General features: G+C 58.6%; 17 protein-coding genes, 2 tRNA genes and 3 rRNA genes. 5 read left to right on the top strand and 17 right to left on the bottom strand.

All coding sequences use genetic code 11. The features are described from left to right. Positions 1-40: 40 nt before the first annotated feature. Genes mksB through mksF form a run of 3 tightly spaced genes read left to right on the top strand, consistent with a single transcriptional unit; the run spans position 41 to position 4,849 of the window. The gene (gene mksB, locus AO356_RS16270; protein ID WP_060743131.1) at positions 41-1,321 is read left to right on the top strand and encodes an Mks condensin complex protein MksB; all 1,281 of its coding nucleotides are present in this window, start codon (positions 41-43) and stop codon (positions 1,319-1,321) included. Further along, the gene (gene mksE / locus AO356_RS16265) at positions 1,311-2,012 is read left to right on the top strand and encodes an Mks condensin complex protein MksE (protein WP_003205590.1); all 702 of its coding nucleotides are present in this window, start codon (positions 1,311-1,313) and stop codon (positions 2,010-2,012) included. Before mksB ends, mksE begins: the two co-directional genes overlap by 11 nt. After that, complete coding sequence (mksF, locus tag AO356_RS16260; RefSeq protein ID WP_060740612.1) at positions 2,009-4,849, top strand: Mks condensin complex protein MksF; 2,841 nt, start codon at positions 2,009-2,011, stop codon at positions 4,847-4,849. Before mksE ends, mksF begins: the two co-directional genes overlap by 4 nt. Before the next feature lie 188 nt (positions 4,850-5,037). On the opposite strand, the gene AO356_RS16255 is transcribed toward mksF, so the two are convergent. The 14 genes from AO356_RS16255 to AO356_RS16190 form a co-directional block, all read right to left on the bottom strand. After that, positions 5,038-7,341, bottom strand: coding sequence for a PqiB family protein (locus AO356_RS16255; RefSeq protein WP_060740611.1), 2,304 nt, complete (start codon positions 7,339-7,341; stop codon positions 5,038-5,040). Continuing rightward, a complete protein-coding gene (locus AO356_RS16250) occupies positions 7,334-7,957 on the bottom strand; it encodes a paraquat-inducible protein A (protein WP_060740610.1) in 624 nt (207 codons plus the stop codon). Before AO356_RS16250 ends, AO356_RS16255 begins: the two co-directional genes overlap by 8 nt. Beyond that, positions 7,944-8,603, bottom strand: a complete 660-nt coding sequence (locus AO356_RS16245; RefSeq protein WP_060740609.1) for a paraquat-inducible protein A — start codon at positions 8,601-8,603, stop codon at positions 7,944-7,946. The genes AO356_RS16250 and AO356_RS16245 overlap by 14 nt, the downstream gene beginning before the upstream one ends. A 148-nt stretch (positions 8,604-8,751) precedes the next feature. Continuing rightward, positions 8,752-8,867, bottom strand: a 5S ribosomal RNA gene (gene rrf / locus AO356_RS16240). 170 nt (positions 8,868-9,037) lie between these two features. Further along, positions 9,038-11,929, bottom strand: a 23S ribosomal RNA gene (locus AO356_RS16235). A gap of 241 nt (positions 11,930-12,170) precedes the next feature. After that, positions 12,171-12,246 (bottom strand) — tRNA-Ala (locus AO356_RS16230). Positions 12,247-12,256: 10 nt separating this feature from the next. Next, a tRNA-Ile gene (locus AO356_RS16225) sits at positions 12,257-12,333 on the bottom strand. A gap of 123 nt (positions 12,334-12,456) precedes the next feature. Next, positions 12,457-13,993: ribosomal RNA gene (locus AO356_RS16220) — 16S ribosomal RNA — on the bottom strand. The 16S, 23S and 5S rRNA genes sit together here with 2 tRNA genes alongside, the layout of an rRNA operon. Before the next feature lie 542 nt (positions 13,994-14,535). Then, complete coding sequence (msrQ, locus tag AO356_RS16215; RefSeq protein ID WP_060740608.1) at positions 14,536-15,156, bottom strand: protein-methionine-sulfoxide reductase heme-binding subunit MsrQ; 621 nt, start codon at positions 15,154-15,156, stop codon at positions 14,536-14,538. After that, a complete protein-coding gene (gene msrP / locus AO356_RS16210; protein ID WP_060740607.1) occupies positions 15,156-16,169 on the bottom strand; it encodes a protein-methionine-sulfoxide reductase catalytic subunit MsrP in 1,014 nt (337 codons plus the stop codon). Before msrP ends, msrQ begins: the two co-directional genes overlap by 1 nt. 75 nt (positions 16,170-16,244) lie before the next feature. Then, on the bottom strand, positions 16,245-17,090 hold the full coding sequence (gene pssA, locus AO356_RS16205; protein ID WP_060740606.1) for a CDP-diacylglycerol--serine O-phosphatidyltransferase: 846 nt from the start codon (positions 17,088-17,090) through the stop codon (positions 16,245-16,247). 145 nt (positions 17,091-17,235) lie between these two features. Then, positions 17,236-18,252 carry a ketol-acid reductoisomerase gene (gene ilvC, locus AO356_RS16200; protein WP_003185459.1) on the bottom strand — a complete coding sequence of 339 codons (1,017 nt, stop codon included), beginning with the start codon at positions 18,250-18,252 and terminating at the stop codon, positions 17,236-17,238. 45 nt (positions 18,253-18,297) lie between these two features. After that, positions 18,298-18,789 carry an acetolactate synthase small subunit gene (ilvN, locus tag AO356_RS16195; RefSeq protein WP_003176102.1) on the bottom strand — a complete coding sequence of 164 codons (492 nt, stop codon included), beginning with the start codon at positions 18,787-18,789 and terminating at the stop codon, positions 18,298-18,300. Positions 18,790-18,791: 2 nt separating this feature from the next. Beyond that, on the bottom strand, positions 18,792-20,516 hold the full coding sequence (locus AO356_RS16190) for an acetolactate synthase 3 large subunit (protein ID WP_060743130.1): 1,725 nt from the start codon (positions 20,514-20,516) through the stop codon (positions 18,792-18,794). Between the two features lie 401 nt (positions 20,517-20,917). On the opposite strand from AO356_RS16190, the gene AO356_RS16185 reads away from it, so the two are divergent. Next, positions 20,918-21,340, top strand: coding sequence for a DUF4124 domain-containing protein (locus AO356_RS16185; RefSeq protein WP_060740605.1), 423 nt, complete (start codon positions 20,918-20,920; stop codon positions 21,338-21,340). A gap of 6 nt (positions 21,341-21,346) precedes the next feature. On the opposite strand, the gene AO356_RS16180 is transcribed toward AO356_RS16185, so the two are convergent. Genes AO356_RS16180 through mrcB form a run of 3 tightly spaced genes read right to left on the bottom strand, consistent with a single transcriptional unit; the run spans position 21,347 to position 24,730 of the window. Beyond that, a complete protein-coding gene (locus AO356_RS16180) occupies positions 21,347-21,676 on the bottom strand; it encodes a YqcC family protein (RefSeq protein WP_060740604.1) in 330 nt (109 codons plus the stop codon). Continuing rightward, entirely contained in the window at positions 21,676-22,395 is a 720-nt protein-coding gene (locus AO356_RS16175) for a tetratricopeptide repeat protein (protein ID WP_060740603.1), read from the bottom strand. The genes AO356_RS16180 and AO356_RS16175 overlap by 1 nt, the downstream gene beginning before the upstream one ends. 16 nt (positions 22,396-22,411) lie before the next feature. After that, on the bottom strand, positions 22,412-24,730 hold the full coding sequence (gene mrcB, locus AO356_RS16170) for a penicillin-binding protein 1B (RefSeq protein ID WP_060740602.1): 2,319 nt from the start codon (positions 24,728-24,730) through the stop codon (positions 22,412-22,414). A gap of 119 nt (positions 24,731-24,849) precedes the next feature. On the opposite strand from mrcB, the gene AO356_RS16165 reads away from it, so the two are divergent. Continuing rightward, on the top strand, positions 24,850-26,406 hold the full coding sequence (locus AO356_RS16165; RefSeq protein ID WP_060740601.1) for an AAA family ATPase: 1,557 nt from the start codon (positions 24,850-24,852) through the stop codon (positions 26,404-26,406). Positions 26,407-26,469 lie beyond the last annotated feature (63 nt).

Genomic DNA, 26,469 nt, shown 5'->3' with positions numbered 1-26,469 from the left:
ACAATCGCCGCTTTTAATTGCCAACCCGACGGCCATTGCGATGATCGAACCCAAGCGCGTCTTGCGCGCCCTCGCTGAACACTGGGCATTGCTGGAACCTTTGTGCGAGCACTTCGACCAGGGCACCCTGAGCCTCAACGAATTGCGTTCACAGCTGGCCGCCCAACAACTGGACAGCACGCCCCAGGACATCACCAACCTGCTGGACGTGTGGATCCGCCTGGACATCCTCGTACCGGTGGCGAAAAGCCCGAACCGCTTCGAGCTCAACGCCCAGATCCACGACTTCCTCGCCTACCTGCGCCGCGAACACCGCCTGGGCCTGTGCCTGGAAATCGAAGCCTACCTGCGCCACCTCGAGCGCCTGGCCGGTTACATCCAGGACGCCTTCGACATTCGCGACGGCAACGACCTGGCCCGCCAGTTGCGCCTGCTGGACATGCGCGTGCGCGACGTCCTCAAGAAACTCGCCAACGACGAACAGGCCCTGGTGGCCGTGGCCGAACGGGCCAAGACCAGCGACCGACAGATCCCGCTACGTCAACGCTACGCCGAAGTGTTGGCGACCTGGGACGAATACGTCGAGCCGATGATCCAATTGGTGAACGCCGACGGCGCCTTCGAGCAAGGCGTACGCAAGGTCGAGAACGTGCTGTTGCGCATGCTCACCGAACAGCAGCGCCTCGGGCACCTGGTGGACGACGACATGCTGCTGCGCACCCACGCGCGCATCCTCGAGATGCAGACCAGCGCCCAGCTGACCTTGCGCCATGCCCGCGAACTGCTGCTGCCATTGCGCGAAGAAGCCCGCCGCCACAACGCCGTGACCCGTGGCGCCGCACTGGCCCTGGCCGCCATTCGCCGCAAAGGCATCGACGCCGTGCCACAAGCCGCCATGCCGCTGTTCACCCGGCCGCAAAGCACCTTCCTGGGCAGTGCCAGCCAGGTCGAAGCCTATGTCTATGCCCTGGCCCGCTTCGAACCGAAACCGGCGCGCTTCCCCAAGTCCCACAAGACCCACAAGGGTGGCGAAGCACCGCGTGCGCCACGCACCGTGCGCGAGATGGTCGAGCGTTGCGAAGACGCCCTGCCGATGCCGGACCTGATGACCTGGCTGCTGGAACAGGAACCGGACGGCGCCACCGACGAATTGCTGTACTGGTTCTCGCGCCTGTCGCGGGAAAAACGCTTCAAGCGCGAGCGCCTGGAGCGCCGCGACTACCACACTCACGAGCATCAGGTCAGCCTGCGCTCCTTCGCCCTGCTCTCGGCCGGCGACACCGCCGCCGAGGATTCTGCGAGCATCCCCCATGCATCTTGATCTATCCGAACTGTCCCAGCTGGCGCCGATCTTCCGCGAGCTGTTCAAGGGTTACCACGTCAGCCGCCGCGACCCGGAGCTGTACGCCCAGCTGTCGAACTTCCAGGACCAGTACCGCACGCTGTTCAAGGCCCTGGGCTTCGAGCTGGTGTGCGACACCCGTGGCTTCTACTACTTCGTGCCGGACCTGGCCGCCGCGGCGGTGAACAAGACCGCCCAGCGCCTGGCCCTGTTCACCTTCATCCTGGTCGAGCACCTGGCCGACCAGGGCCGCGACCCGATTGCCGTGCTCGACGGCGGCAGCCTGGGCCGCGATGAGCTGCCTTCGCTGCTGGAAAAATACCGCGACCTGTTCATCCAGGCCGAAGTACAGACCCAGGAAGAGCTGGAAGAAAAAATCATGCGTCGCATGACCCAACTGGGTTTTGCCAGCGAAGAAAACGGCGTGTACCGCTTCCTGCCGCCGATGCACCGCTTCCTCGACGTTTGCCTGTCGGTCCAGCAGGACCGCGACCTGGCCGCCAGCCTGCACAGCGTGCTGCCGTTGCCAGTACCGGTATTGATCGACGAAGACAGCGACGAAAAACTGCTGCAGACCGATGATCCGCTGGACCTCAGCGAATTCGAAGGTGAAAGCGAAGAAGACGCCCTGGCCCGCGCCATTGCCGAAGAACAGGAGACCGACGCATGAGCAAGGAACGCTACGGCATCCGCCGCTTTGCCCTTTTGAACACCGCCGGCTACAGCCTTGGCTTGTTCCCGCTGGAAGAACCGCTGTCGGTTTACGGTGCGAACAACCTGGGTAAATCCGCCTCGATCAACGCCTTGCAGTTCCCGATCCTGGCGCGCATGTCGGACATGAGCTTCGGCAAGTACAGCCTGGAGCAGTCCCGGCGTTTCTACTTCGCCTCGGACACCAGCTACATCCTGGTGGAAGTCGCCCTGCCCCACGGCCCGCACGTCATTGGCGTGGTCGGTCGCGGTCCCGGCGGCGGTTTCGGGCACCAGTTCTTTGCCTATGCCGGTAAACTGGACCTGGCCCACTATCAGAAAAATGACACCTGCCTGCGGCAGAAAGAGCTGTTCACCAACCTGGAGCGCGAAGGCCTGAAAGCCTACGAACTCAAGCCGGATGAACTGCGACGCCTGCTGGTGGGTGGTCACACCTCGATCCCGCTGGACCTGACGCTGATCCCGCTGCGTTCCACCAGCGAACAAAGCCTCAAGACCTTCCGTGCCCTGTTCATCAACCTGCTGCACATGCGGGAAATCACCGCGGCCAAGCTCAAGCAATTGTTCCTCGATGCGTTCGAGCACAGCCTGCGTTCCGGCAGCGTGGACTACATCGCCGCGTGCGAAGAAGCCTTCCGCGACGTACGCCGCATGGAACAGGACTACAACTCCCTCGTGGCCGCCGGCCCGCTGGTGGAAGCCCTGGCCAATGGCGTGAAGCAGCGCGATGTCCTGCGCGGCAAATTGCATCGCCTCTCGCCATTGCTCGATTCGTTGCTGGGCACCTGGTCGGACTACGCCAGTGCGCGCAAGGAAGAGCTGACTATCCAGGCCGAACACTACCGCAACGAGCAGGACTCGCTGCAGAACGACCAGCGCGGTGGCACCCAGGAGCTGATGCGCCTGGAACGGGAAATCAGCGGCATCCAGCGCTGGCTCGGCGAGCTGTCGGTGCTCAAGCATCGCTTTGCCCTGGTGGATGACGTCAAGGTCCTGGAACAGCAACTACTCGCCGCCAAGGACGCCCACGACGAACTGGCCGGCGCCCTGGCCCAGTCCCGGCAATTCAGCGCCGAAGACCTGGAAGAGCGCCTGCGGGACCTGGAAAAACGCCTGAAGTCGGTCAAGCAGCAACTCGATCACGCCGACAACAACAGCTACGCCCGCCTGCGAGAGGAGTTCTCGCAGCAAGATGTCGAACGCCTGATGCGTTTGTTCAACAGCGCCCTGTTCAGCCTGCCCCTGGGCGAACACGGCATCGCGCTGGACGAGAACGGCGATTGGGTCAAATCCATGGAGCTGATCCTCGACGGCTTCAAGGGTGAGCGCTTCGAAGTGCCGGGGCTGTCCATCGACCTGTCCCACATCGAGCCGCCCGCCCTGCAAGCCCTGGCCGACCGTGCCGCGCTGCGGGACCAGAAGGAGCGTCTGGAAAAAGAACTCAAGCAGCTCAAGACCCAGCAAGCCGTGGCCGCCGACCGCGCCGCGAGCAAGACCCAGACCGAGGCGCTGTACCAGCAGGTACTGGATGCGCAAAAAGCCTTGGAAGACTTCCGTCGCAGCCAGACCCTGAGCGCCGAGGAAGGCGAGAAGCTCGAGCAACTGGCGCAGATGGAAGCCGCCCAGGACGAACTCAAGCGCTCCAGCGATGCCTTCACCGAACGCGTCCAGCAATTGTCCGCCAAGTTGCAACTGGTGGGCCGACAGATCGCCGACATGGAAGCCAAGCAACGCACCCTCGACGACGCCCTGCGCCGTCGTCAATTGCTCCCGGCGGACCTGCCGTTCGGCACGCCGTTCATGGACCCGGTCGACGATTCCATGGACAACCTGCTGCCGCTGCTCAACGACTACCAGGACAGCTGGCAAGGGCTGCTGCGGGTCGATGGCCAGATCGAAGCGTTGTATGCCCAGGTGCGCCTCAAGGGCGTGGCCAAGTTCGACAGCGAAGATGACATGGAGCGGCGCCTGCAACTGCTGATCAACGCCTATGCCCACCGCACCGACGAGGCCCTGACCCTGGGCAAGGCGCGCCGTGCGGCCGTGACCGACATCGCTCGGACCCTGCGCAACATCCGCAGCGACTACGACAGCCTCGAGCATCAACTGGCGCTGTTCAACCGCGAGATCAACAAGCGCCAGGTGTCCAACCTGCAGAGCTTCCGCATCGTCCTGGCGCCGAACAAGGAAGCGCTCAAGCACATCGACCAGATCATCCACAGCGCTGGCCAGTACGAGGAAGGCGAGACGCTGTCGGTGTTCGACCTCAGCCAGAGCGCCGAGCAGGACAACAAGAACGAAGAAGCCAAGGAGTACCTGGCGCGGCTGGTGGCGGCGAATCACAACCAGCTCGGCCTCAAGGACCTGTTCGAACTGGCGTTCGAAATCACCAAGGTCAACGGCCAACCCGTGATCCACACCGACATCGACGGCGCGGCGTCCAACGGCACCACCATGACCATCAAGGCACTGACCAACATGTACTTGTTGCTGCACCTGATGGACCGCGAACAAGCCGGCCGCGTGCGCCTGCCTTACTACCTGGACGAAGCGGCGGACATCGACGAGAAAAACCAGGCGGCACTGCTGGAAACCAGCCTGCAACTGGGCTTCGTGCCGATCCTCGCCAGTGTGAAACCGCAAGTCTGCGCCAGTGTCGCCATCGACCTGGAAGGCGGCAGCGGCCCGAACGGCATCTACATCGACGAAGCGGACTGGAAATACATCCGTCGTCACGATGCGGTGAAGGCCACGGTGAATGTGCAGGCCGACGAGCCGGAGCTGGATCCGGTGTGAAGTGAATAGCCGGGCATGAAAAAGGCCGCGGTCCATTTGGACCGCGGCCTTTTTTTATTGCTCCAGTTTTTAGTCTTCAGTGCAACGGATGGCCTCATCGCGAGCAAGCTCGCTCCCACATTGGACTGCTTCTGGATGAACGATCCTGCATCCCTGTGGGAGCGAGCTTGCTCGCGATAGCGCCACAACTACTTGCCAAGACTGATCTTCGGCGCCCAGGTCAGCCATTCGTCTTCAAACTTATCGAACAACGGGAAGGTCTGCTCCGCTCGGGCCGGATTGCCCATACGTTCACCGTCCGGCGTTGCGAACGCGATACCGCCCTGGATCAGCGTTTCAAGCGACTCGGTTCGCACCGTCGCACCCTTGAACAGACCGAAGTCCAAACCGAAGCCACTGCTGTTCCAGAAGCGTGTGCCGCTGCGCACCAGTGGCGCATATTTGGGCTCGATCAGGATATGGATCAACACCCGGTCCGCCGTCTGGCCCAGTTCATAACCGGTGACCTTGCCCACCGTGATCTCACGATAGGTGACCGGCACGCCGATCTTCAACGAACCACGGCGGGCCGCACTCAGCACCAGGCTCAGACCCGCTTCGGGTATAGCGCTTTCCGGTGGGTTGGCCAAGGCCACGAAGCTTTTTTGTGGCCCGAGGTTTTTCGCCGAAGGCTGCACTTCAATGTATTGGCCTGTGACCAGCGTCTCCAGGTTGGAGGTCTTCATCAACCCCAACTCAGGCTTGACCACCCAGAACTGAGACCCGACCCGGGCGATACGCTCCGGCACTTCGGTGATACGCGCAGTGAGCAACACCGATTGCATGTCGGCGCTGAGATCGACCTCTTCGATCTTGCCCACATCCAGCCCTTTGAAACGGATCGGCGTACCGTTGCGCAAGCCATCGGCGCGGTCGACCTTGATCGTCACGACCGTGCCCCTCTGCTGTGCGGCTTCGCGGTCTTCAAACAGACGGAACCGTGGAACGCGCCTTTTCAACGGCACATTGGGTTCTGGCGTCTCGAAGGAAATGCCACCGGCCATCAGGCTTTGCAAGGACTCACTCTTGACCTGGATCCCGCCTGTCAAACCACCGGTGAGGGTAATGCCACTGGCGTTCCAGAATCGCGTCGAACCGTTGACCAGCCCTTCATATTCCTTCTCGATGTGCACACCGATGATCAATTGCTTTTTCTTGCGGGAGAACTGATAGCTCTGCACCGAGCCGACCTTGACCTGCTTATAGAGAATCGGACTGCCGACCTCCAGCGATCCGAGGTTTTCGGTCAGCAAGACCAGGTGCAGCCCCGGCGAGCGCAAGTCCAGTGGCGGTGCCTTCGCCCTGGCTTCGAACTCCCGTTGCGGCGCACCGCCCTTATCGCCTGGACGTATGGCAATGTAGTTACCCTTGACCAACGCTTCCAGGCCGGTGATACCTGCCAGGGAGATCGATGGCTTGACGACCCAGAACTGTGTGCCGGTGACTAGGTAATCTTCGGCCAAGGGGTCCAGGGTCAATTCAGCCGTCGCGCTGGCCAGGTCCGGATCGACCTTGAGGTTCTTCAGGCTGCCGACCTGGATGCCTTTGTACATCACCGGCGTACGCCCGGCCTGCAATCCCTCGAAGTCGCTGAGTTTGACTTTCACCCGGATTCCCGCAGCGGCCGCATCAAAGTCTTCGTAGAGACGAAACGGCAGGCTCGGATCCGTTGGAGGACTGTCCTTGCGGCTTTCCGGTGTGGCGAATGCAATACCGCCGGCCACGATGCTGGCCAGGGACTCGCTGCGCACTTTCACACCCGACAGGTTGGCATCGATGCTGATGCCGCTGGCATTCCAGAAACGCGTGTGTTTACGAACCAGGCTGGCATAGGTCGGCTCGATGAAGACTTTGACCTCGACTTTGCTCTGATCCTCGGACAGCAGGTAACTTTTCACCTGGCCGACCTGGATCTGTTTGTAGAACACCGGGCTGCCGCGGTTCAGCGAACCCAGTCGGTCAGCCTTGAGGGTCAGGTGCAAACCCGGTTTGGCGTCCGACAGCGGCGGCTCTTCGGCCAGGGCCTTGAATTTACGGGTCGACTCCCCCTCACCCGGGTTGATCGCCACATAGTTACCCGACACCAGGGTTTCCAAACCGGTGATCCCAGCCAGGCTCACGCTCGGCTTGACCAGCCAGAAACGTGTGCCGGTCTTGAGATACTGATCGACGTCCTTGTTCATCTCGACCGTCGCGACCACGCCCTTGGAACTGCCTTCGTCATCGAGTGTGAGCGCCGTCACCTTACCGACCGTCATCCCTTTGTAGACGACTTCGGTTTTGTTGACCTGGATGCCTTCACCACTCTCAAAGCGCACAGTGATCTCGATTCCGGTCTCGGTATAAGCCCGCCAGCCGAGCCAGCCGCCGATGATCAATGCGATCAGCGGCAAGACCCAGATGGCTGACCAGTTCGAGGCCGGTCGGGTTTTAGCGGTAGGCAAATCAGTCATGGTCGTTATCCGACTCCGTGTTATCCCAAATCAGTCGGGGATCGAAGGTTACTGCGGCAATCATTGTCAAAATCACTACGCTGGCGAAAGCAATCGCGCCGAGACCGGCTTCGACACTGGCGAGCCGCCCAAAATTCACCACCGCCACCAGAATGGCGATCACGAATATATCCAGCATCGACCAACGACCAATGAACTCGATGAAACGGTACATAAGAATGCGCTGCCGCGCCGACATGGGCTGGTGCCGCTGCACGGAAAACAATAACAAAGCGATGCCCACCAGCTTGAAGGTCGGCACAAGGATACTGGCGATGAACACCACGGAGGCGATAGGAATCATGCCGTGGTGAACCAACTCGATGACGCCGGCCATGATGGTGCTCGGGGCGCCCTGGCCCAGTGAGTTGATGGTCATGATCGGCAGCATATTGGCCGGGATATAAAGAATCGCGGCCGTGATCAACAATGCCCAGGTTCGCATCAAGCTGTTCGGGCGACGGGGATGGATCAGCGCGCCGCAGCGAGTACAGGTTTGTTTGTCGGCCTCAGCGTCCTGCCGATTCAATTCATGGCATTCCGTACAAACCAGAATGCCGGCATCAATCGCCCGCATGGGCATCTTCTCCTGATAACGCCTGCCAGATCTGATGCGGTGACATCACCACCTCCAGCCAGACCTGGACCAGCAACAAACTGATGAAACACACCAAGCCAAGGCCTACGGTGATGGCTGCCATGTCTGCCAACTTGACGATGGCCACCAGCACGCCCATGAGGTAGACCTCGAGCATTCCCCAGTCCCGTAGATGGTGATAAATGCGGTACAGCAACAAACCGTAGCTACGGCCAACGTCCAGGCGAATGGTCAGCAGCACAGCCAACTGACAAAGCAACTTGAGTAACGGAATGCCCATGCTGCACAGGAACACGACTACCGAGACGCCTTGCATGCCGGTATCGAACAGACCCACTACGCCACTCCAGACGGTGTCCTGGGAGGACTGCCCAAGCAGATTGAGTTGCATGATGGGTAAAAAGTTGGCCGGCACATATAACAGCAGGGCGGCGATCACCAACGCAAGACTGCGTTCGACTACATTGTGCCGGTGAGCATAAAGCTCATAACCGCAGCGGGGGCACTCGGCTTTTTCGCCATGGGCCAGTTGGGGCTTGCGCATCAACAAGTCGCACTCATGACACGCAACCAAATCGCCCAGGGGGAGATCTGGCAACCTATCAGCGTCTGACGGATCGGGCATAAACAGCTCTGGCTCAGCTAAGGTGGGGCTATTCTAGTGCTCCAGCTCGAAAATAACTGTGCAAATTTATTACGAGCGTTCGCAGACTTTTATGACGGGCAAAACAAAACCCCTACCTGCATCAGCAGATAGGGGTTTCGGAATTTAATCTTGACGATGACCTACTCTCACATGGGGAAACCCCACACTACCATCGGCGATGCATCGTTTCACTTCTGAGTTCGGGATGGGATCAGGTGGTTCCAATGCTCTATGGTCGTCAAGAAATTCGGTAGCCAGCGCGTGCCTTGCGGTCACGTTCCAGCGAATGGGTATGCGATAGTTTGTGTGTTGCAATCGAGCGTCGCGAACTTTCGGTTCGTTTCGTCTTCACACACCGCAATCTGGTCTCGTTCGCCCTGGGGCTTGGAGTTTACAAATTGCTTGGGTGTTATATGGTCAAGCCTCACGGGCAATTAGTACAGGTTAGCTCAACGCCTCACAGCGCTTACACACCCTGCCTATCAACGTCGTAGTCTTCGACGGCCCTTCAGGGGACTCAAGGTCCCAGTGAGATCTCATCTTGAGGCAAGTTTCCCGCTTAGATGCTTTCAGCGGTTATCTTTTCCGAACATAGCTACCCGGCAATGCCACTGGCGTGACAACCGGAACACCAGAGGTTCGTCCACTCCGGTCCTCTCGTACTAGGAGCAGCCCCTCTCAAATCTCAAACGTCCACGGCAGATAGGGACCGAACTGTCTCACGACGTTCTAAACCCAGCTCGCGTACCACTTTAAATGGCGAACAGCCATACCCTTGGGACCGGCTTCAGCCCCAGGATGTGATGAGCCGACATCGAGGTGCCAAACACCGCCGTCGATATGAACTCTTGGGCGGTATCAGCCTGTTATCCCCGGAGTACCTTTTATCCGTTGAGCGATGGCCCTTCCATACAGAACCACCGGATCACTAAGACCTACTTTCGTACCTGCTCGACGTGTCTGTCTCGCAGTCAAGCGCGCTTTTGCCTTTATACTCTACGACCGATTTCCGACCGGTCTGAGCGCACCTTCGTACTCCTCCGTTACTCTTTAGGAGGAGACCGCCCCAGTCAAACTACCCACCATACACTGTCCTCGATCCGGATAACGGACCTGAGTTAGAACCTCAAAGTTGCCAGGGTGGTATTTCAAGGATGGCTCCACGCGAACTGGCGTCCACGCTTCAAAGCCTCCCACCTATCCTACACAAGCAAATTCAAAGTCCAGTGCAAAGCTATAGTAAAGGTTCACGGGGTCTTTCCGTCTAGCCGCGGATACACTGCATCTTCACAGCGATTTCAATTTCACTGAGTCTCGGGTGGAGACAGCGCCGCCATCGTTACGCCATTCGTGCAGGTCGGAACTTACCCGACAAGGAATTTCGCTACCTTAGGACCGTTATAGTTACGGCCGCCGTTTACCGGGGCTTCGATCAAGAGCTTCGCGTTAGCTAACCCCATCAATTAACCTTCCGGCACCGGGCAGGCGTCACACCCTATACGTCCACTTTCGTGTTTGCAGAGTGCTGTGTTTTTAATAAACAGTCGCAGCGGCCTGGTATCTTCGACCGGCGTGGGCTTACGCAGCAAGTGCTTCACCCTCACCGGCGCACCTTCTCCCGAAGTTACGGTGCCATTTTGCCTAGTTCCTTCACCCGAGTTCTCTCAAGCGCCTTGGTATTCTCTACCCAACCACCTGTGTCGGTTTGGGGTACGGTTCCTGGTTACCTGAAGCTTAGAAGCTTTTCTTGGAAGCATGGCATCAACCACTTCGTCACCCAAAGGGTAACTCGTCATCAGCTCTCGGCCTTAGAATCCCGGATTTACCTAAGATTCCAGCCTACCACCTTAAACTTGGACAACCAACGCCAAGCTGGCCTAGCCTTCTCCGTCCCTCCATCGCAATAACCAGAAGTACAGGAATATTAACCTGTTTTCCATCGACTACGCTTTTCAGCCTCGCCTTAGGGACCGACTAACCCTGCGTCGATTAACGTTGCGCAGGAAACCTTGGTCTTTCGGCGTGGGTGTTTTTCACACCCATTGTCGTTACTCATGTCAGCATTCGCACTTCTGATACCTCCAGCAAGCTTCTCAACTCACCTTCACAGGCTTACAGAACGCTCCTCTACCGCATCACTTGCGTGATACCCGTAGCTTCGGTGTATGGTTTGAGCCCCGTTACATCTTCCGCGCAGGCCGACTCGACTAGTGAGCTATTACGCTTTCTTTAAAGGGTGGCTGCTTCTAAGCCAACCTCCTAGCTGTCTAAGCCTTCCCACATCGTTTCCCACTTAACCATAACTTTGGGACCTTAGCTGACGGTCTGGGTTGTTTCCCTTTTCACGACGGACGTTAGCACCCGCCGTGTGTCTCCCATGCTCGGCACTTGTAGGTATTCGGAGTTTGCATCGGTTTGGTAAGTCGGGATGACCCCCTAGCCGAAACAGTGCTCTACCCCCTACAGTGATACATGAGGCGCTACCTAAATAGCTTTCGAGGAGAACCAGCTATCTCCGAGCTTGATTAGCCTTTCACTCCGATCCACAGGTCATCCGCTAACTTTTCAACGGTAGTCGGTTCGGTCCTCCAGTCAGTGTTACCTAACCTTCAACCTGCCCATGGATAGATCGCCCGGTTTCGGGTCTATTCCCAGCGACTAGACGCCCTATTAAGACTCGCTTTCGCTACGCCTCCCCTATTCGGTTAAGCTCGCCACTGAAAATAAGTCGCTGACCCATTATACAAAAGGTACGCAGTCACCCAACAAAGTGGGCTCCCACTGCTTGTACGCATACGGTTTCAGGATCTATTTCACTCCCCTCTCCGGGGTTCTTTTCGCCTTTCCCTCACGGTACTAGTTCACTATCGGTCAGTCAGTAGTATTTAGCCTTGGAGGATGGTCCCCCCATATTCAGACAAAGTTTCTCGTGCTCCGTCCTACTCGATTTCACTTCTAAGATCCTTTCGCGTACAGGGCTATCACCCACTATGGCCGCACTTTCCAGAGCGTTCCGCTAAAATCAAAGAAGCTTAAGGGCTAGTCCCCGTTCGCTCGCCACTACTAAGGGAATCTCGGTTGATTTCTTTTCCTCAGGGTACTTAGATGTTTCAGTTCCCCTGGTTCGCTTCTTGCACCTATGTATTCAGTACAAGATAACCATCTTATGATGGCTGGGTTCCCCCATTCAGACATCTCCGGATCACAGTCTGTTTGCCGACTCCCCGAAGCTTTTCGCAGGCTACCACGTCTTTCATCGCCTCTGACTGCCAAGGCATCCACCGTATGCGCTTCTTCACTTGACCATATAACCCCAAGCAATCTGGTTATACTGTGAAGACGACATTCGCCGAAAATTCGATCTTGCTCAAAGAGCAACTCACAAATTTTACCTTAGCCTGATCCGTTACCAGTGAAAGTAACGTTCAGTCTATCTTTCTATCACATACCCAAATTTTTAAAGAACGATCTAATCAAAAGACTAGAAATCAACATTCACCATCACCTTGATGGAATGCTCATTTCTAAGCTTTCAGAAGCAGTTTATGGTGGAGCCAAGCGGGATCGAACCGCTGACCTCCTGCGTGCAAGGCAGGCGCTCTCCCAGCTGAGCTATGGCCCCATTACAAAATTGGTGGGTCTGGGCAGATTCGAACTGCCGACCTCACCCTTATCAGGGGTGCGCTCTAACCAACTGAGCTACAGACCCAATTTCGAGCTTGTAACTGTTAGCTGTGAGCTATCAGCTTGGAGCTTAAAGCTGCTTCTATCGTCTTCTTCAATGAATCAAGCAATTCGTGTGGGAGCTCATGGAGCAGCTGCGGTCGTCGATTAAGGAGGTGATCCAGCCGCAGGTTCCCCTACGGCTACCTTGTTACGACTTCACCCCAGTCATGAATCACACCGTGGTAACCGTCCCCCCGAAGGTTAGACTAGCTACTTCTGGTGCAACCCACTCCCATGGTGTGACGGGCGGTGTGTACAAGGCCCGGGAACGTATTCACCGCGACATTCTGATTCGCGATTACTAGCGATTCCGACTTCACGCAGTCGAGTTGCAGACTGCGATCCGGACTACGATCGGTTTTGTGGGATTAGCTCCACCTCGCGGCTTGGCAACCCTCTGTACCGACCATTGTAGCACGTGTGTAGCCCAGGCCGTAAGGGCCATGATGACTTGACGTCATCCCCACCTTCCTCCGGTTTGTCACCGGCAGTCTCCTTAGAGTGCCCACCATAACGTGCTGGTAACTAAGGACAAGGGTTGCGCTCGTTACGGGACTTAACCCAACATCTCACGACACGAGCTGACGACAGCCATGCAGCACCTGTCTCAATGTTCCCGAAGGCACCAATCCATCTCTGGAAAGTTCATTGGATGTCAAGGCCTGGTAAGGTTCTTCGCGTTGCTTCGAATTAAACCACATGCTCCACCGCTTGTGCGGGCCCCCGTCAATTCATTTGAGTTTTAACCTTGCGGCCGTACTCCCCAGGCGGTCAACTTAATGCGTTAGCTGCGCCACTAAGAGCTCAAGGCTCCCAACGGCTAGTTGACATCGTTTACGGCGTGGACTACCAGGGTATCTAATCCTGTTTGCTCCCCACGCTTTCGCACCTCAGTGTCAGTATCAGTCCAGGTGGTCGCCTTCGCCACTGGTGTTCCTTCCTATATCTACGCATTTCACCGCTACACAGGAAATTCCACCACCCTCTACCATACTCTAGCTCGACAGTTTTGAATGCAGTTCCCAGGTTGAGCCCGGGGCTTTCACATCCAACTTAACGAACCACCTACGCGCGCTTTACGCCCAGTAATTCCGATTAACGCTTGCACCCTCTGTATTACCGCGGCTGCTGGCACAGAGTTAGCCGGTGCTTATTCTGTCGGTAACGTCAAAACACTAACGTATTAGGTTAATGCCCTTCCTCCCAACTTAAAGTGCTTTACAATCCGAAGACCTTCTTCACACACGCGGCATGGCTGGATCAGGCTTTCGCCCATTGTCCAATATTCCCCACTGCTGCCTCCCGTAGGAGTCTGGACCGTGTCTCAGTTCCAGTGTGACTGATCATCCTCTCAGACCAGTTACGGATCGTCGCCTTGGTGAGCCATTACCTCACCAACTAGCTAATCCGACCTAGGCTCATCTGATAGCGCAAGGCCCGAAGGTCCCCTGCTTTCTCCCGTAGGACGTATGCGGTATTAGCGTCCGTTTCCGAGCGTTATCCCCCACTACCAGGCAGATTCCTAGGCATTACTCACCCGTCCGCCGCTCTCAAGAGGTGCAAGCACCTCTCTACCGCTCGACTTGCATGTGTTAGGCCTGCCGCCAGCGTTCAATCTGAGCCATGATCAAACTCTTCAGTTCAAACATCTTTGGGTTTTGAGAAAACCCTAAACTTGGCTCAGCAATCGTTGGTTACATCTTTGATTTCTCGCGGAGTAACTTGTGATGCTGATAATCTGTTGACTAGCAGTCTGACTCCACAAGCACCCACACGAATTGCTTGATTCAGTTGTTAAAGAGCGGTTGGCTGAGTCTTTCGTCTCAACCGAGGCGCGCATTCTACAGCGCCCCGTGTACCTGTCAAGCGGTTATTTTCAGAAGTTTTCAAAGTTTCCTTTTCAACTTCAACCACTTGCGCTTCCGATCTCTCGTTAGCGGGAGGCGAATTCTACAGCGTTACTCGCTGCTGTCAACACCTCTTTTTCACCGCTTTCGACCGAGAAGATCGAACCGCATATAGAGTCAAACAACACCACTCTATCTGCTCCTTCCGAGCCTCGATGAACTGAAGCCCCGCACTTTCGAAACCTACTTAACTCGTTGAATCTCAAGGAGTTTTCCGTTTCGACTGCGCCGGAAGTGGGGCGAATTATAGACGTCCAGAATCTGCCGTCAACCCTTAATTACGCTTTTGTTGCAGAAGGGACTTTCCTACCCAGCAAACGCGGGATCCGACGCATAACCGGCGGGATTCTCAGCATCAACAGTACGGCCCCAATAAAGGCGTATATCGACCACTCCTTCAAATCTGCCCGCACGATCCACAGCATATGCAGCAGCCCAAGCCCCAGAATCAGATACACCAGGCGATGCAATTTCTTCCAGCGCACGCCCAGTCGCCGCTGGCTGTAGCGATTGGACGTGACAGCCAGCGCCAGCAGGCCGAGAAACCCAAGCGCCCCAACAATAATGTAAGGCCGCTTGCTCAACTCGACGCCCAACTGCGACCAGTCGAACCCCAGTATGAACGCCGCATACCCGCTTAAATGCAGCACCACATAAGCAAAGCACCACAACCCCAACTGGCGCCTGACCGCAATCCACCCCACCCACCCCGTCATTTTTTGCAACGGCGTCATGCTCAAGGTGATCAACAGCAAAATCAGCGTCCCCAACCCGAGCCGATCCACCAGCACCTTGCCCGGGTCGGGGCCCAACGCATTCATCGAGGCTTCGTAAAGCCAGAGCAACGGCCAGACTGCCGCGGCGATGAAGACGCTCATTCGCCAGACTGGAAAACGCATCAGTAGTCCTTCCTCAGGTCCATCCCTGCATATAAAGAAGCGACCTCATCCTGATAGCCGTTGAACATCAGCGTATCCCGTACATTGGGACTGAACAGCCCGCTCGGCAAACGACGTTCACGTGCCTGGGTCCAGCGCGGATGATCGACCGTTGGATTGACGTTGGCATAAAAGCCGTACTCGTCAGACGCGATGCTTTGCCAGGTGGTCTTTGGCTGCTCGCTCACCAAGCTGATGCGCACGATGGACTTCACACTTTTGAAACCGTACTTCCACGGAACGACCAAACGCAGCGGCGCGCCGTTCTGATTCGGCAACTCCCGCCCGTACATCCCAACCGCGAGAATGGCCAACGGGTTCATCGCCTCGTCCAATCGCAAGCCTTCCACATACGGCCAGTCGATCAAGGCGAAACCGGAACGCTGCCCCGGCATGACCTTGGGGTCCTGCAAGGTTTCGAAGCGGATGTACTTGGCCTTGGAGGTCGGCTCGACCTGCTTGAGCAATGCCGAGATGGGAAAACCGATCCACGGAATGACCATCGACCAGGCCTCGACACAGCGCAGTCGATAAATCCGCTCTTCCAGCTGATAAGGCTTCATGAAGTCTTCCAACCCATAGCGCCCCGGCTTACCCACCTCCCCGTCCACTACCACGCTCCAGGGTTCGGTCTTCAAGGAGCCGGCATTGGCTGCCGGGTCCCCTTTGTCGGTCCCGAACTCATAGAAGTTGTTGTAATGGGTCGCGTCCTTGAACGGTGTGATGGACTCGTTCTTGACCGTGACCGCCTCCCATTGGACGGAGGGCAATTTCTCGGCAAACCAGGACGGCGCCTTGCCCGGCTCGACCTCGGCATAACGCGCCGCGTCGGCAGCGCTGGCCCATCGCGGCAAGCCGCTCACGGCGAGACCCGCCATGGTTGCACCGAGCATCTGACGACGGGATAGATAGAGGGATTCGGGCGTGACGTCCGATTCACGGCAGTCGGACGACTTGGGGATCTTGATCAGCATGACAACTCCGCAGTATTGGAGGGCAGATGCACCAATAGACTGCGGAGTATGGGGGAAATTACATTAAGGCAACGTTTAGCGTCGGCGAAGACGCAACAAGTATTGCACCGGGCCCGAAGCGGCATAGGCGAGGAATACCAGCAGCAGGATACGGGGCGGATCACTGAACACAACCGCGAATACCAGCACCACTGCCAAAATCGCCACAAATGGCACACGGCCCTTCAGATCCAGCTCCTTGAAGCTGTTGTACTTGATGTTGCTGACCATCAGCATCCCGGCCGCGGCAACCAGCAGCGCTACCAGGAACGACATTTTCGAACCCTGGATGCCGTAGTCGCTGAATGCCCAGACAACACCGGCCACGACACCCGCCGCCGCCGGACTGGCCAGACCGATGAAGTAACGTTTGTCAGCCTTGCCGACCTGGGTGTTGAAACGAGCCAGACGCAACGCCGCACCCGCCACATAGATGAAGGCAACCATCCAGCCGACCTTGCCCATGTCCCCCAGCGCCCAGCCGAACGCCAGCAAGGCGGGAGCCACGCCAAAAGCGACCATGTCGGACAGTGAATCGTACTCGGCGCCGAACGCGCTCTGGGTATTGGTCATGCGGGCGACGCGCCCGTCCAGGCCATCGAGCACCATGGCGACGAAGATGGCAATGGCGGCGGAGGCGAAGTAACGGCTTGCCCCAGCGCTATCACCGGCGCTCAAGGCAGCCTGGGCACTCATGGAGCTGATGATGGAATAGAAACCGGCGAACAGGTTCGCGGTGGTGAACAGATTCGGCAGCAGATAGATGCCACGATGCCGGACCTTACGGCCTTCAGCGTCATGGCCTTCTTCGACGTGCTCATCGATGGGCAACAGGCTTTCGGCGTCAGGAGCCTGGTTTGGCTCGTCGGGACGTTCGCTCATGGGCAATACCTTGCAACGGTGTGAAAAAATTCGACAGATGTCTGGGACGACGGTTCGGCCGCAAACGATGCAGCTTTATACCAGAAGCCATCGCCCAAACGAAAAAACGCGGCCAAGGCCGCGTTTTTCGACTCAAGTTCGCGACTTAGTTCTTGGCTTTGTCGACGATCTTGTTGGCACCGATCCACGGCATCATCGAGCGCAGCTGCTCGCCGATGATTTCGATACCGTGGGCGGCGTTGTTGCGACGCTTGGCGGTCATCGAAGGATAGCCGGTGGCGCCTTCGCTGATGAACATCTTGGCGTATTCGCCGTCCTGAATACGTTTCAGGGCGTTGCGCATGGCCTGACGGGACTCGGCGTTGATGACTTCCGGACCGGTCACGTACTCGCCGTATTCGGCGTTGTTGGAGATCGAGTAGTTCATGTTGGCGATACCGCCTTCGTACATGAGGTCAACGATCAGCTTCAGTTCGTGCAGGCACTCGAAGTAGGCCATTTCTGGCGCGTAGCCGGCTTCAACCAGGGTTTCGAAACCGGCCTTGACCAGCTCGACGGTACCGCCACACAGAACGGCTTGCTCGCCGAACAGGTCGGTTTCGGTCTCGTCCTTGAAAGTGGTTTCGATGATGCCGGTACGACCGCCACCCACGCCAGCAGCGTAGGACAGGGCCACGTTCTTGGCGTTGCCGGACGCATCCTGGTAGATCGCGATCAGGTCAGGGATACCGCCGCCCTTCACGAACTCGGAACGCACGGTGTGGCCCGGGGCTTTCGGCGCGATCATGATCACGTCGAGGTCGGCACGTGGCACAACCTGGTTGTAGTGGATCGCGAAGCCGTGGGAGAAGGCCAGGGTGGCGCCTTTCTTGATGTTCGGCTCGATTTCGTTCTTGTACAGCGCCGATTGGAACTCGTCCGGAGTCAGGATCATGACCAGGTCGGCTGCGGCAACGGCAGAAGCCACGTCGGTCACTTTCAGGCCGTGGGCCTCGGCCTTGGCAACGGTGGCCGAGCCTTTACGCAGGCCGACAGTCACGTCAACGCCGGAATCTTTCAGGTTGCACGCCTGGGCGTGACCTTGGGAACCGTAACCGATGATGGCGACTTTCTTGCCCTGGATGATCGACAGGTCGCAGTCTTTATCGTAGAAAACTTTCATGAATTTCCCCTATATCCGGCCATTCAGGCCATTCGCTAATTTGGTTTAAATGCTGAGTACTTTGTCGCCACGGGCAATCCCGGTGACGCCACTGCGTACGGTTTCCAGAATCGAGGCAGTACCGATCGATTGAATGAAGCTGTCGAGCTTGTCGCTGGTACCGGTCAACTGAACGGTATAGACGCTGGCGCTGACATCGACGATCTGCCCACGATAAATATCGGTAGTACGTTTGATCTCGGCGCGCTGGGCGCCGGTGGCCTTGACCTTGACCAGCATCAGTTCACGCTCGATGTGAGCGCTTTCCGACAGGTCCACCAGCTTGACCACCTCGATCAGCTTGTTCAGGTTCTTGGTGATCTGCTCGATGACTTCATCGTGCCCCACGGTAGTCAGCGTCAGACGCGACAGGGTCGGGTCTTCGGTTGGCGCCACGGTCAGGCTTTCAATGTTGTAGTTGCGCTGCGAGAACAGGCCTACAACACGAGACAGCGCACCCGGTTCGTTTTCCAGAAGCAAGGAAATAATGTGTCGCATGATTAGGTACGCTCCGTCTTGCTCAGCCACATATCGCGCATGGAGCCGTCTTTGATCTGCATCGGGTAGACGTGCTCGCTGGTGTCGACCGCAATATCGATCACCACCAGGCGATCCTTCATGGCGAACGCTTCCTCCATCTTCGACTTCAGATCCTTCGATTCGGTGATGCGCACGCCAACGTGACCGTAGGCCTCCGCCAGCTTGACGAAATCAGGCAGCGATTCCATGTAGGAGTGCGAGTGACGGCTGCCGTAGCTCATATCTTGCCACTGGCGAACCATCCCCAACACACCGTTGTTCAGGATCACGATCTTCACCGGCAAACCGTATTGCAGGCAGGTGGACAGCTCCTGGATGTTCATCTGGATGCTGCCTTCGCCGGTGACGCAGGCGACGTCGGCATCCGGGAAGCTCAACTTGATACCCATGGCCGCCGGGAAACCGAAGCCCATGGTGCCCAGGCCACCGGAGTTGATCCAGCGGTTGGGTTTGTCGAACTTGTAGTACTGCGCCGCGAACATCTGGTGCTGACCCACGTCGGAGGTCACAAAGGCATCGCCCTTGGTCACTTCGCACAGGGTTTCGATCACGGTCTGCGGCTTGATCACACTGCCGTCGCCCTTGTCATAAGGGAACAGGCCGCGATCGCCGCGCCATTCATCGACCTGCTTCCACCAGCTGGCCACGGACTCCTTGTTCGGAACCTCGCCGATTTCCTTGAGAATGGCGACCATTTCGGTCAGCACGCTCTCGACAGGACCGACGATCGGCACGTCTGCCTTGATGGTCTTGGAGATGGACGCCGGGTCGATGTCGATATGGATGATTTTGGCGTTCGGGCAGAACTTCGCCGGGCCGTTGATCACACGGTCGTCGAAACGCGCGCCGACCGCCAGGATCACATCGGCGTGGTGCATCGCCAGGTTGGCGGTGTAGCTGCCGTGCATGCCGAGCATGCCGATGAACTGACGGTCGGTGCCTGGGAACGCGCCCAGGCCCATCAGTGTATTGGTGACCGGCAGGTTGAGCATTTTCGCCAGTTCGGTCAGCGGCGCGGAGCCACCGCCGAGGATCACGCCACCACCGGAGTACAACACAGGGCGCTTGGCCGCCAGCAGCATTTCGGCTGCCTTGCGGATTTGCCCGGAGTGACCACGGACCGCCGGGCTGTAGGAACGCAGCTTGGCTTTTTTCGGGAAGATGTATTCGAACTTCTCGGCCGGGTTGGTCATGTCTTTCGGGACATCGACCACGACCGGGCCCGGACGACCGGATTCAGCCAGGTAGAAGGCCTTCTTCATGACTTCCGGGATTTCCGACGCGTGCTTGATCATGAAGCTGTGCTTCACGATCGGCCGGGAGATACCGATCATGTCGGTTTCCTGGAACGCATCGGTGCCTACCATGGTGCTGGGCACCTGGCCGGAGATGATCACCATCGGGATGGAGTCCATGTACGCGGTGGCGATACCGGTGATGGCGTTCGTGGCGCCAGGACCGGAAGTCACCAGGACCACGCCGGCCTTGCCGGTAGCACGGGCATAACCATCAGCCATATGGGTGGCCGCCTGCTCGTGACGAACCAGGATGTGGGTCACTTCCGGTTCTTTGAACAGGGCATCATAGACATGAAGAAGAGCACCACCGGGGTACCCGTAGATATATTTGACGCCTTCGTCACGCAAAAAGCGGACGAGCATCTCACCGCCAGATAAAAGCTCCACGTTGTTCACCTCTAAAACGCCAGAATACCGACCCACAAAAAGGGGACGGGTCTTAATAGGTTTACTTCTCGGCAGAGCATGAGCGACGGTGGTCGCCGACTACGTCAGCACTGACTGAGCAAGTATTGGGATCGTCCCAAGTGTTGCGGGCCTTTCCCACCCAGCGCGAGGTAACGCGTTGCGGGTGTAACAGGTCGGCGCGGATGTGCGCCTCATGATCTGCCGAGTGGGTCTGCTTCTGGCAGTCCCTCTACAGCGGACTTTGGATTCTTCTGTTTCGCCTCCTTCAAGTCAAGTCGTCTATGTGCTTTATTCGAAGTAAGCGCATGAGAACGCAAGAAAAAACCCTTAAACGGCAACTGTGTTAGCTTCAATTGCGCAACCCAAGACAAGGAAACAGCATGCGAATGTTCTTCTTGACGGCCAGCCTGCTGGTTGGCCTGAGCCCGATGTGCATGGCCGCCCAGGTCTACAAATGGGTGGATGCCCAAGGTGTCACCCACTTCGGATCCCAGCCGCCCCAGGACGCAGAGGCCACCACCGTGATCAAGTCCTCGCCATCCGTCGCCAAACCGCCCGCGCCGCCTTCCGGCGGCGTCATTGGCGACCAGAAGGCGATCGATAAAGAGGTCAAGAAGCAGGTGGCCGAGCAGGAAGCCCAGCTCAAGGCATTTTGCGAGCAGGCCAGGACCAACCTGGCGCAGTTGCAGAACAACCCGCGGGTACGTGAGGACGTAGAAGGGGAAATGCGCCGCCTCAATGACGAAGAGCGGCGCCAGCGCATCGAGGAAACCCGCAAGCAGATCGATGAGCACTGCCAGTAACGTCGGTCAGCCGACGTTGCTGATCATCTGATCGAACTGCGCCAACAGCCGCTGCAATCCCACGCCCTGCCCGGGTCGCTGGGCATAGACCATCTCGGCCATGGCCAGGATGCCCGAGGCGTTGGGCAGCGGCAGGTCGTTTTCCAGGATGGCTTTCATCCTGGGCAGGAAAATCCATTGCAGCCACTGCTCGAAATCCAGGGTATCGACCGCGAACGGCTCTACGCTGGCCAGCGCCTCGGCCGAAGGCGATACCTCGCTCCACCAACCCTGGACCCGCAGCTCCCGCTCGATCAGCAGCAACTGATCGGCGATTTGGGGAAAACGCGTATCCATCAGAGCGAAACCTTGGCCTTCTGACGGGCCAACGCCGCGCCAGCGGAGTCGCCTTGTTTCTCACGGGCCTGGGCGATCAATTCCCACAGGCTGGCCTGAAGTGCCGGGCGACCATTGGAGAATGTCAGGCCACGGCGAGCCAGTTGTTCAGCTTGCGGCGCATCGCCCTGGGCCATGCGCACCTGGGCCAGGCGATAAAGCACCTGCGGTTCGCGCGGCGCTACACGCTGGGCACGCTCCAGGCTGGAGGAAGCACCGTTGAGGTCACCACCAGCCTGTTGCTGTTGTGCCGTGGTCAGCAGGGCCAGCACTGGGCCGTCCAGTTGTTCATCGGCGGACAAACCGCCGGAACTTGCCGACGGGACGCTGCTCGGCGTCGAAGGCATGCTGTAGCTGCCCTGATCGATCGGCGAAGTTTCGATAGGCCCTGGCGTGATCGGGCCCGGCGTGATCGGCGTGCTGCTGATCGGCGCCGAGGTTGTCGCACCACCGCCGGGCACCATCACGACGACACCGGTGTCGCCCTGCGGGATGGCCTGGACCTGGCCCTGCGCCGGCCGCTTCACCGTCGTTTGACGGAAACCGCCGTTGGCCGAAACCCGCTCGCTGTTGGACACAGCCGTGCCGGAGTCGACGACCGGAATCGAACCGCGCTGTACGGTAGAGCAACCACTGAGCAAAGCCACGGCCGTTACCGCTGGAATCAACCACTTGTTCACTTGAAACCCTCTTTGCTTAATTCATCCAGTCCTTGACCCAATCCATCACCGATTCGGCGGGATTCGTGCCGCCACAGGCTGCACCGGGTGGCGGTTCGCTGCCGCGAATATACGGCATCTGTACGGCACCCGGGCAATTGGCGTCGGAGCCTTGGCCAGTACGCGAATCGACCCAGGCCTGGACGATGTTGTCCGGTTGCGGCATGTCCAGCGGCAAAGGGTCGGCCTTGCGCATGAAACTGGTCCAGACCTGCAACGCGCCAGTGGCGCCGGTGAACGGGGTCTTGCCGTTGTCATCACGTCCGAGCCAGACCACCGCCAACAAGTCCTGGCTGAAACCGGCGAACCAGCTGTCGCGCGAGTCGTTACTGGTCCCCGTCTTGCCCGCCAGGGTCAGGGTCCGGGGCAGCACGTTATAAACCGAACTGCCGGTGCCTTCACGCATGACCCGCTGCATCGCGCTCTGGATCAGATAAATGGAGGCCGGATCGAAGCGCTGCTGGATCTGGAACGGATAACGCTTGAGCGGCTCGCCATCGGCGGTCAGCACGCTGCGGATTCCGCGCATCGGCGTGTTGAAGCCGCCGTTGGCCAGCGTCTGGTACATGGCGGCCACCTCGATCGGCGTCAGGCCACCCGCCCCCAGCAACATCGATGGGAAGGCCGGGAACTCGCGACTCACCCCCAGCCGCGCCAGGGTCTTGAGTACGTTCGGCACGCCGACTTCCAGCCCGAGGCGAGCCGTCGACAGGTTGTAGGAATGCGCCAACCCCTGATAGAGGAACACCGTGCCGTGGGAACGACGATCATAGTTCTGCGGTTTCCAGACCTGGCCGTCCGCGCCCTTGACCGAGAACGTCTCGTCCGACAGCCAACTGGTCAGCGTGTACTGGCTCGGTTTTTCCAAGGCGGTGAGGTACACCGCCGGCTTGATCAGCGAACCAATCGGACGCACCGCATCCAGGGCCCGGTTGAAGCCGGCGAAACTGGCCTGGCGGCTGCCGATCATGGCTTGGACTTCACCGGTTTCCGGGTTGGTCACCACCATGGCCGCTTCGACTTCGTCGGCGCCCTTGCGTCCGCCCAGCCGTTTGAAGGTGTCCTCGACCGAGGCTTCGGCCTTCATCTGCAGGATCGGGTCGAAACTGGTGAAGATGCGCAGGCCTTCTTCGGTCAAGTCTTCGTCGCGGTAGTCTTCCCGTAGCTGACGCTTGACCAGGTCCATGAAGCCGGGGAACGAACTGTCCGCCAGGCTGCCACGCTTGGTCACGCCCAACGGCATCTTTTTCGCGGCTTCAACTTGCTCGGCCGTCGCCACACCTTGTTGTTGCAGCAGGTCGAGCACCAGGTTGCGCCGTTCGAGGGCACGTTCCGGATTACGACGCGGGTTGTAGGAAGACGGTCCCTTGACCATGCCCACCAGCAACGCCACCTGATGCAGCTTGAGCTCGGACAGCGGCTGGCTGAAGAAGAACTGGCTGGCAAGGCCGAAACCGTGCACCGCCCGCTGGCCGTCCTGGCCGACGAAGACCTCGTTGAGGTACGCCTCCAGAATCTCCTGCTTGTCGTAGTGCAGCTCCAGCAACAGCGCCATCATCGCTTCAGTGAGCTTGCGGGTCAGGCTGCGCTCATTGGTCAGGTAGAAGTTCTTGACCAACTGCTGGGTCAGGGTACTGCCGCCCTGGCGCATATGCCCGGAGGACGTGTTGACCCAGATAGCCCGGGCGATCGACTTGGGCGAGACGCCGAAGTGATGATAGAAGTCGCGGTCTTCGACGGCGATCAGCGTGTCGAGCAGGAACGGCGGTACCTGGTCGATCTTGATCAGGATCCGGTCTTCGAGGTTCTTGGGGTACAGGCCACCAATGAGCAGCGGCTCAAGGCGCACCACCGACAGGCTCGCGTTGTTGGCGCCGGTCAGCGCTGCCACATAGTCACCGGAAAAACGCACCCGCACCGGTTGCGCCTGTTCCATGCCTTCATAGAACTGGAAACCACGGGTGTTGAGGTCGATGGTATTGCCATTGACCGAGGCCGCGCCCGGACCATTGGCCACGCTTTCACGGCGATAACCCAAGGCGTCGAGTTCGGTCAGGAAGTCGTCCTTGCTCAGCTTTTGTCCGACGAACAGCTCCAACGGCCGGGCATAGACCTTGGCCGGGATGGTCCAGCGCTTGCCGGAGAATTTCTCCTGGACCACGGCATCGAGATAGACCGCAAAACCGGCGAGCACGACGAGGCCCACCAGGCTGAGTTTAAGGGCCCAGCCCAGCCAGGGCCGCAGGCGACTGGCGGGTGGTTTCTTGGGGGTACGGGGGGATCGGGTACGAGTCATGGCGGCGGATTATACGCACTTTGCCGCGGTTCAACATGAGCCCGCCACGCGGTTTGCGTTAGCGCGGCTTGCCGCCATAATGACGGCCTTGAATTTTCTCAGACTCTGAAGGACCGCCCGTGAGCCAATCCCTGATCGCCGCCTTGCAAAACCCGGCCCTCTACCCGCATCCCGTCGAAGCGTTCCAGGTCATCGAAACCCACATTTCCTGGGTATTGCTCACTGGGCCATACGCCTACAAATTCAAAAAGCCGGTCAACTTCGGCTTCCTCGATTTCACCAGCCTCGAGGCGCGCCAGCATTTCTGCGGCGAAGAGTTGCGCCTGAACCAGCGCCTGACCCAAGACCTGTACCTGGACGTCCTGCCGATTACCGGTAGCGTCGAAGCGCCACAACTGGGTGGCGACGGCCCGGCCATCGAGTACGCCCTGAAGATGCGTCAGTTCCCACAGAGCCAATTGCTCAGCACGTTGCAAGCCAACGGCGAACTGACCACCGCGCACATCGACGAGATGGCCGCCCAGATCGCCCAGTTCCACCTCTCCACGCCCAAGGTGCCCGCCGAAAACGACGCCGGTACTCCGCAAAGCGTGATGGCACCGGTGCTGCAGAACTTCGAACAGATCCGTCCATTCCTCAGCGACAAGGCCGACCTGCTGCAACTCGAAGCGTTGCAAGCCTGGGCCGAAAGCAGTTTCGAACGCCTCAAGCCGCTGCTCACCCAGCGCAAGGCCGAAGGCTTCATCCGTGAATGCCACGGTGATATCCACCTGGGCAACGCCACCGTGATCGACGGCAAGGTGGTGATTTTCGACTGCATCGAATTCAACGAACCGTTCCGTTTCACCGACGTTTACGCCGACACCGGCTTCCTGGCGATGGACCTGGAGGACCGTGGTCTCAAGTCCCTGGCGCGGCGTTTCGTCAGCCAGTACCTGGAACTGACCGGCGACTACCAGGGCCTGGAACTGCTGAACTTCTATAAAGCCTACCGCGCCCTCGTCCGGGCAAAAGTCGCGCTGTTCAGCATGCCGGCCGAAGCCGATCCGGTGCAGCGCGCCACCACCCTGCGCCAATACCGCAACTACGCCAACCTGGCCGAAAGCTACAGCACCATCCCTTCGCCTTTCCTGGCCATCACCCACGGTGTTTCGGCCGTTGGCAAAAGCCATGTCGCGATGCGCCTGGTAGAGGCACTGGGCGCCATTCGCCTGCGTTCGGACGTGGAGCGCAAGCGCCTGTTCGGCCAGCAACAGGTCCCCAACGATCCACAAGCCGGCATCTACAGCAGCGACGCCAGCAGCGCCACCTACGCCCGCCTGCATGAAGTCGCCGCGGCGATCCTGCGCGCCGGATTCCCAGTAGTGATCGACGCCACCTACCTCAAACACGATCAGCGCGACGCCGCGGCAAAAGTCGCCGAGGCCACTGGCGCTCCGTTCCTGATCCTCGATTGCGACGCGCCGCAAGCGGTCATCGAAAGCCGGCTGGCACAGCGCCAGGCCGATCAACAAGACCCCTCCGATGCGAACCTGGCAGTCATCGCCGCACAACAGTCCAGCCGTGAAGCCCTGACCCCGGCGGAAATTCTCTGCAGCAAGCGGGTCCAAACCAACGAAAGCGGTACGCTCGACATCGTGGTCGCGCAGATCCGCCAGCGCCTGCCAGGCCTGTAGATCACTATTTCGGCCGTGAAGCGATGTCCGGCTTCACGGCCGCCAAATAGTGGCACTATACTG

The organism is Pseudomonas fluorescens (assembly GCF_001307275.1).
Classification (GTDB): domain Bacteria; phylum Pseudomonadota; class Gammaproteobacteria; order Pseudomonadales; family Pseudomonadaceae; genus Aquipseudomonas; species Aquipseudomonas fluorescens_AA.
This window is presented reverse-complemented; position numbering and strand designations above follow the sequence as displayed.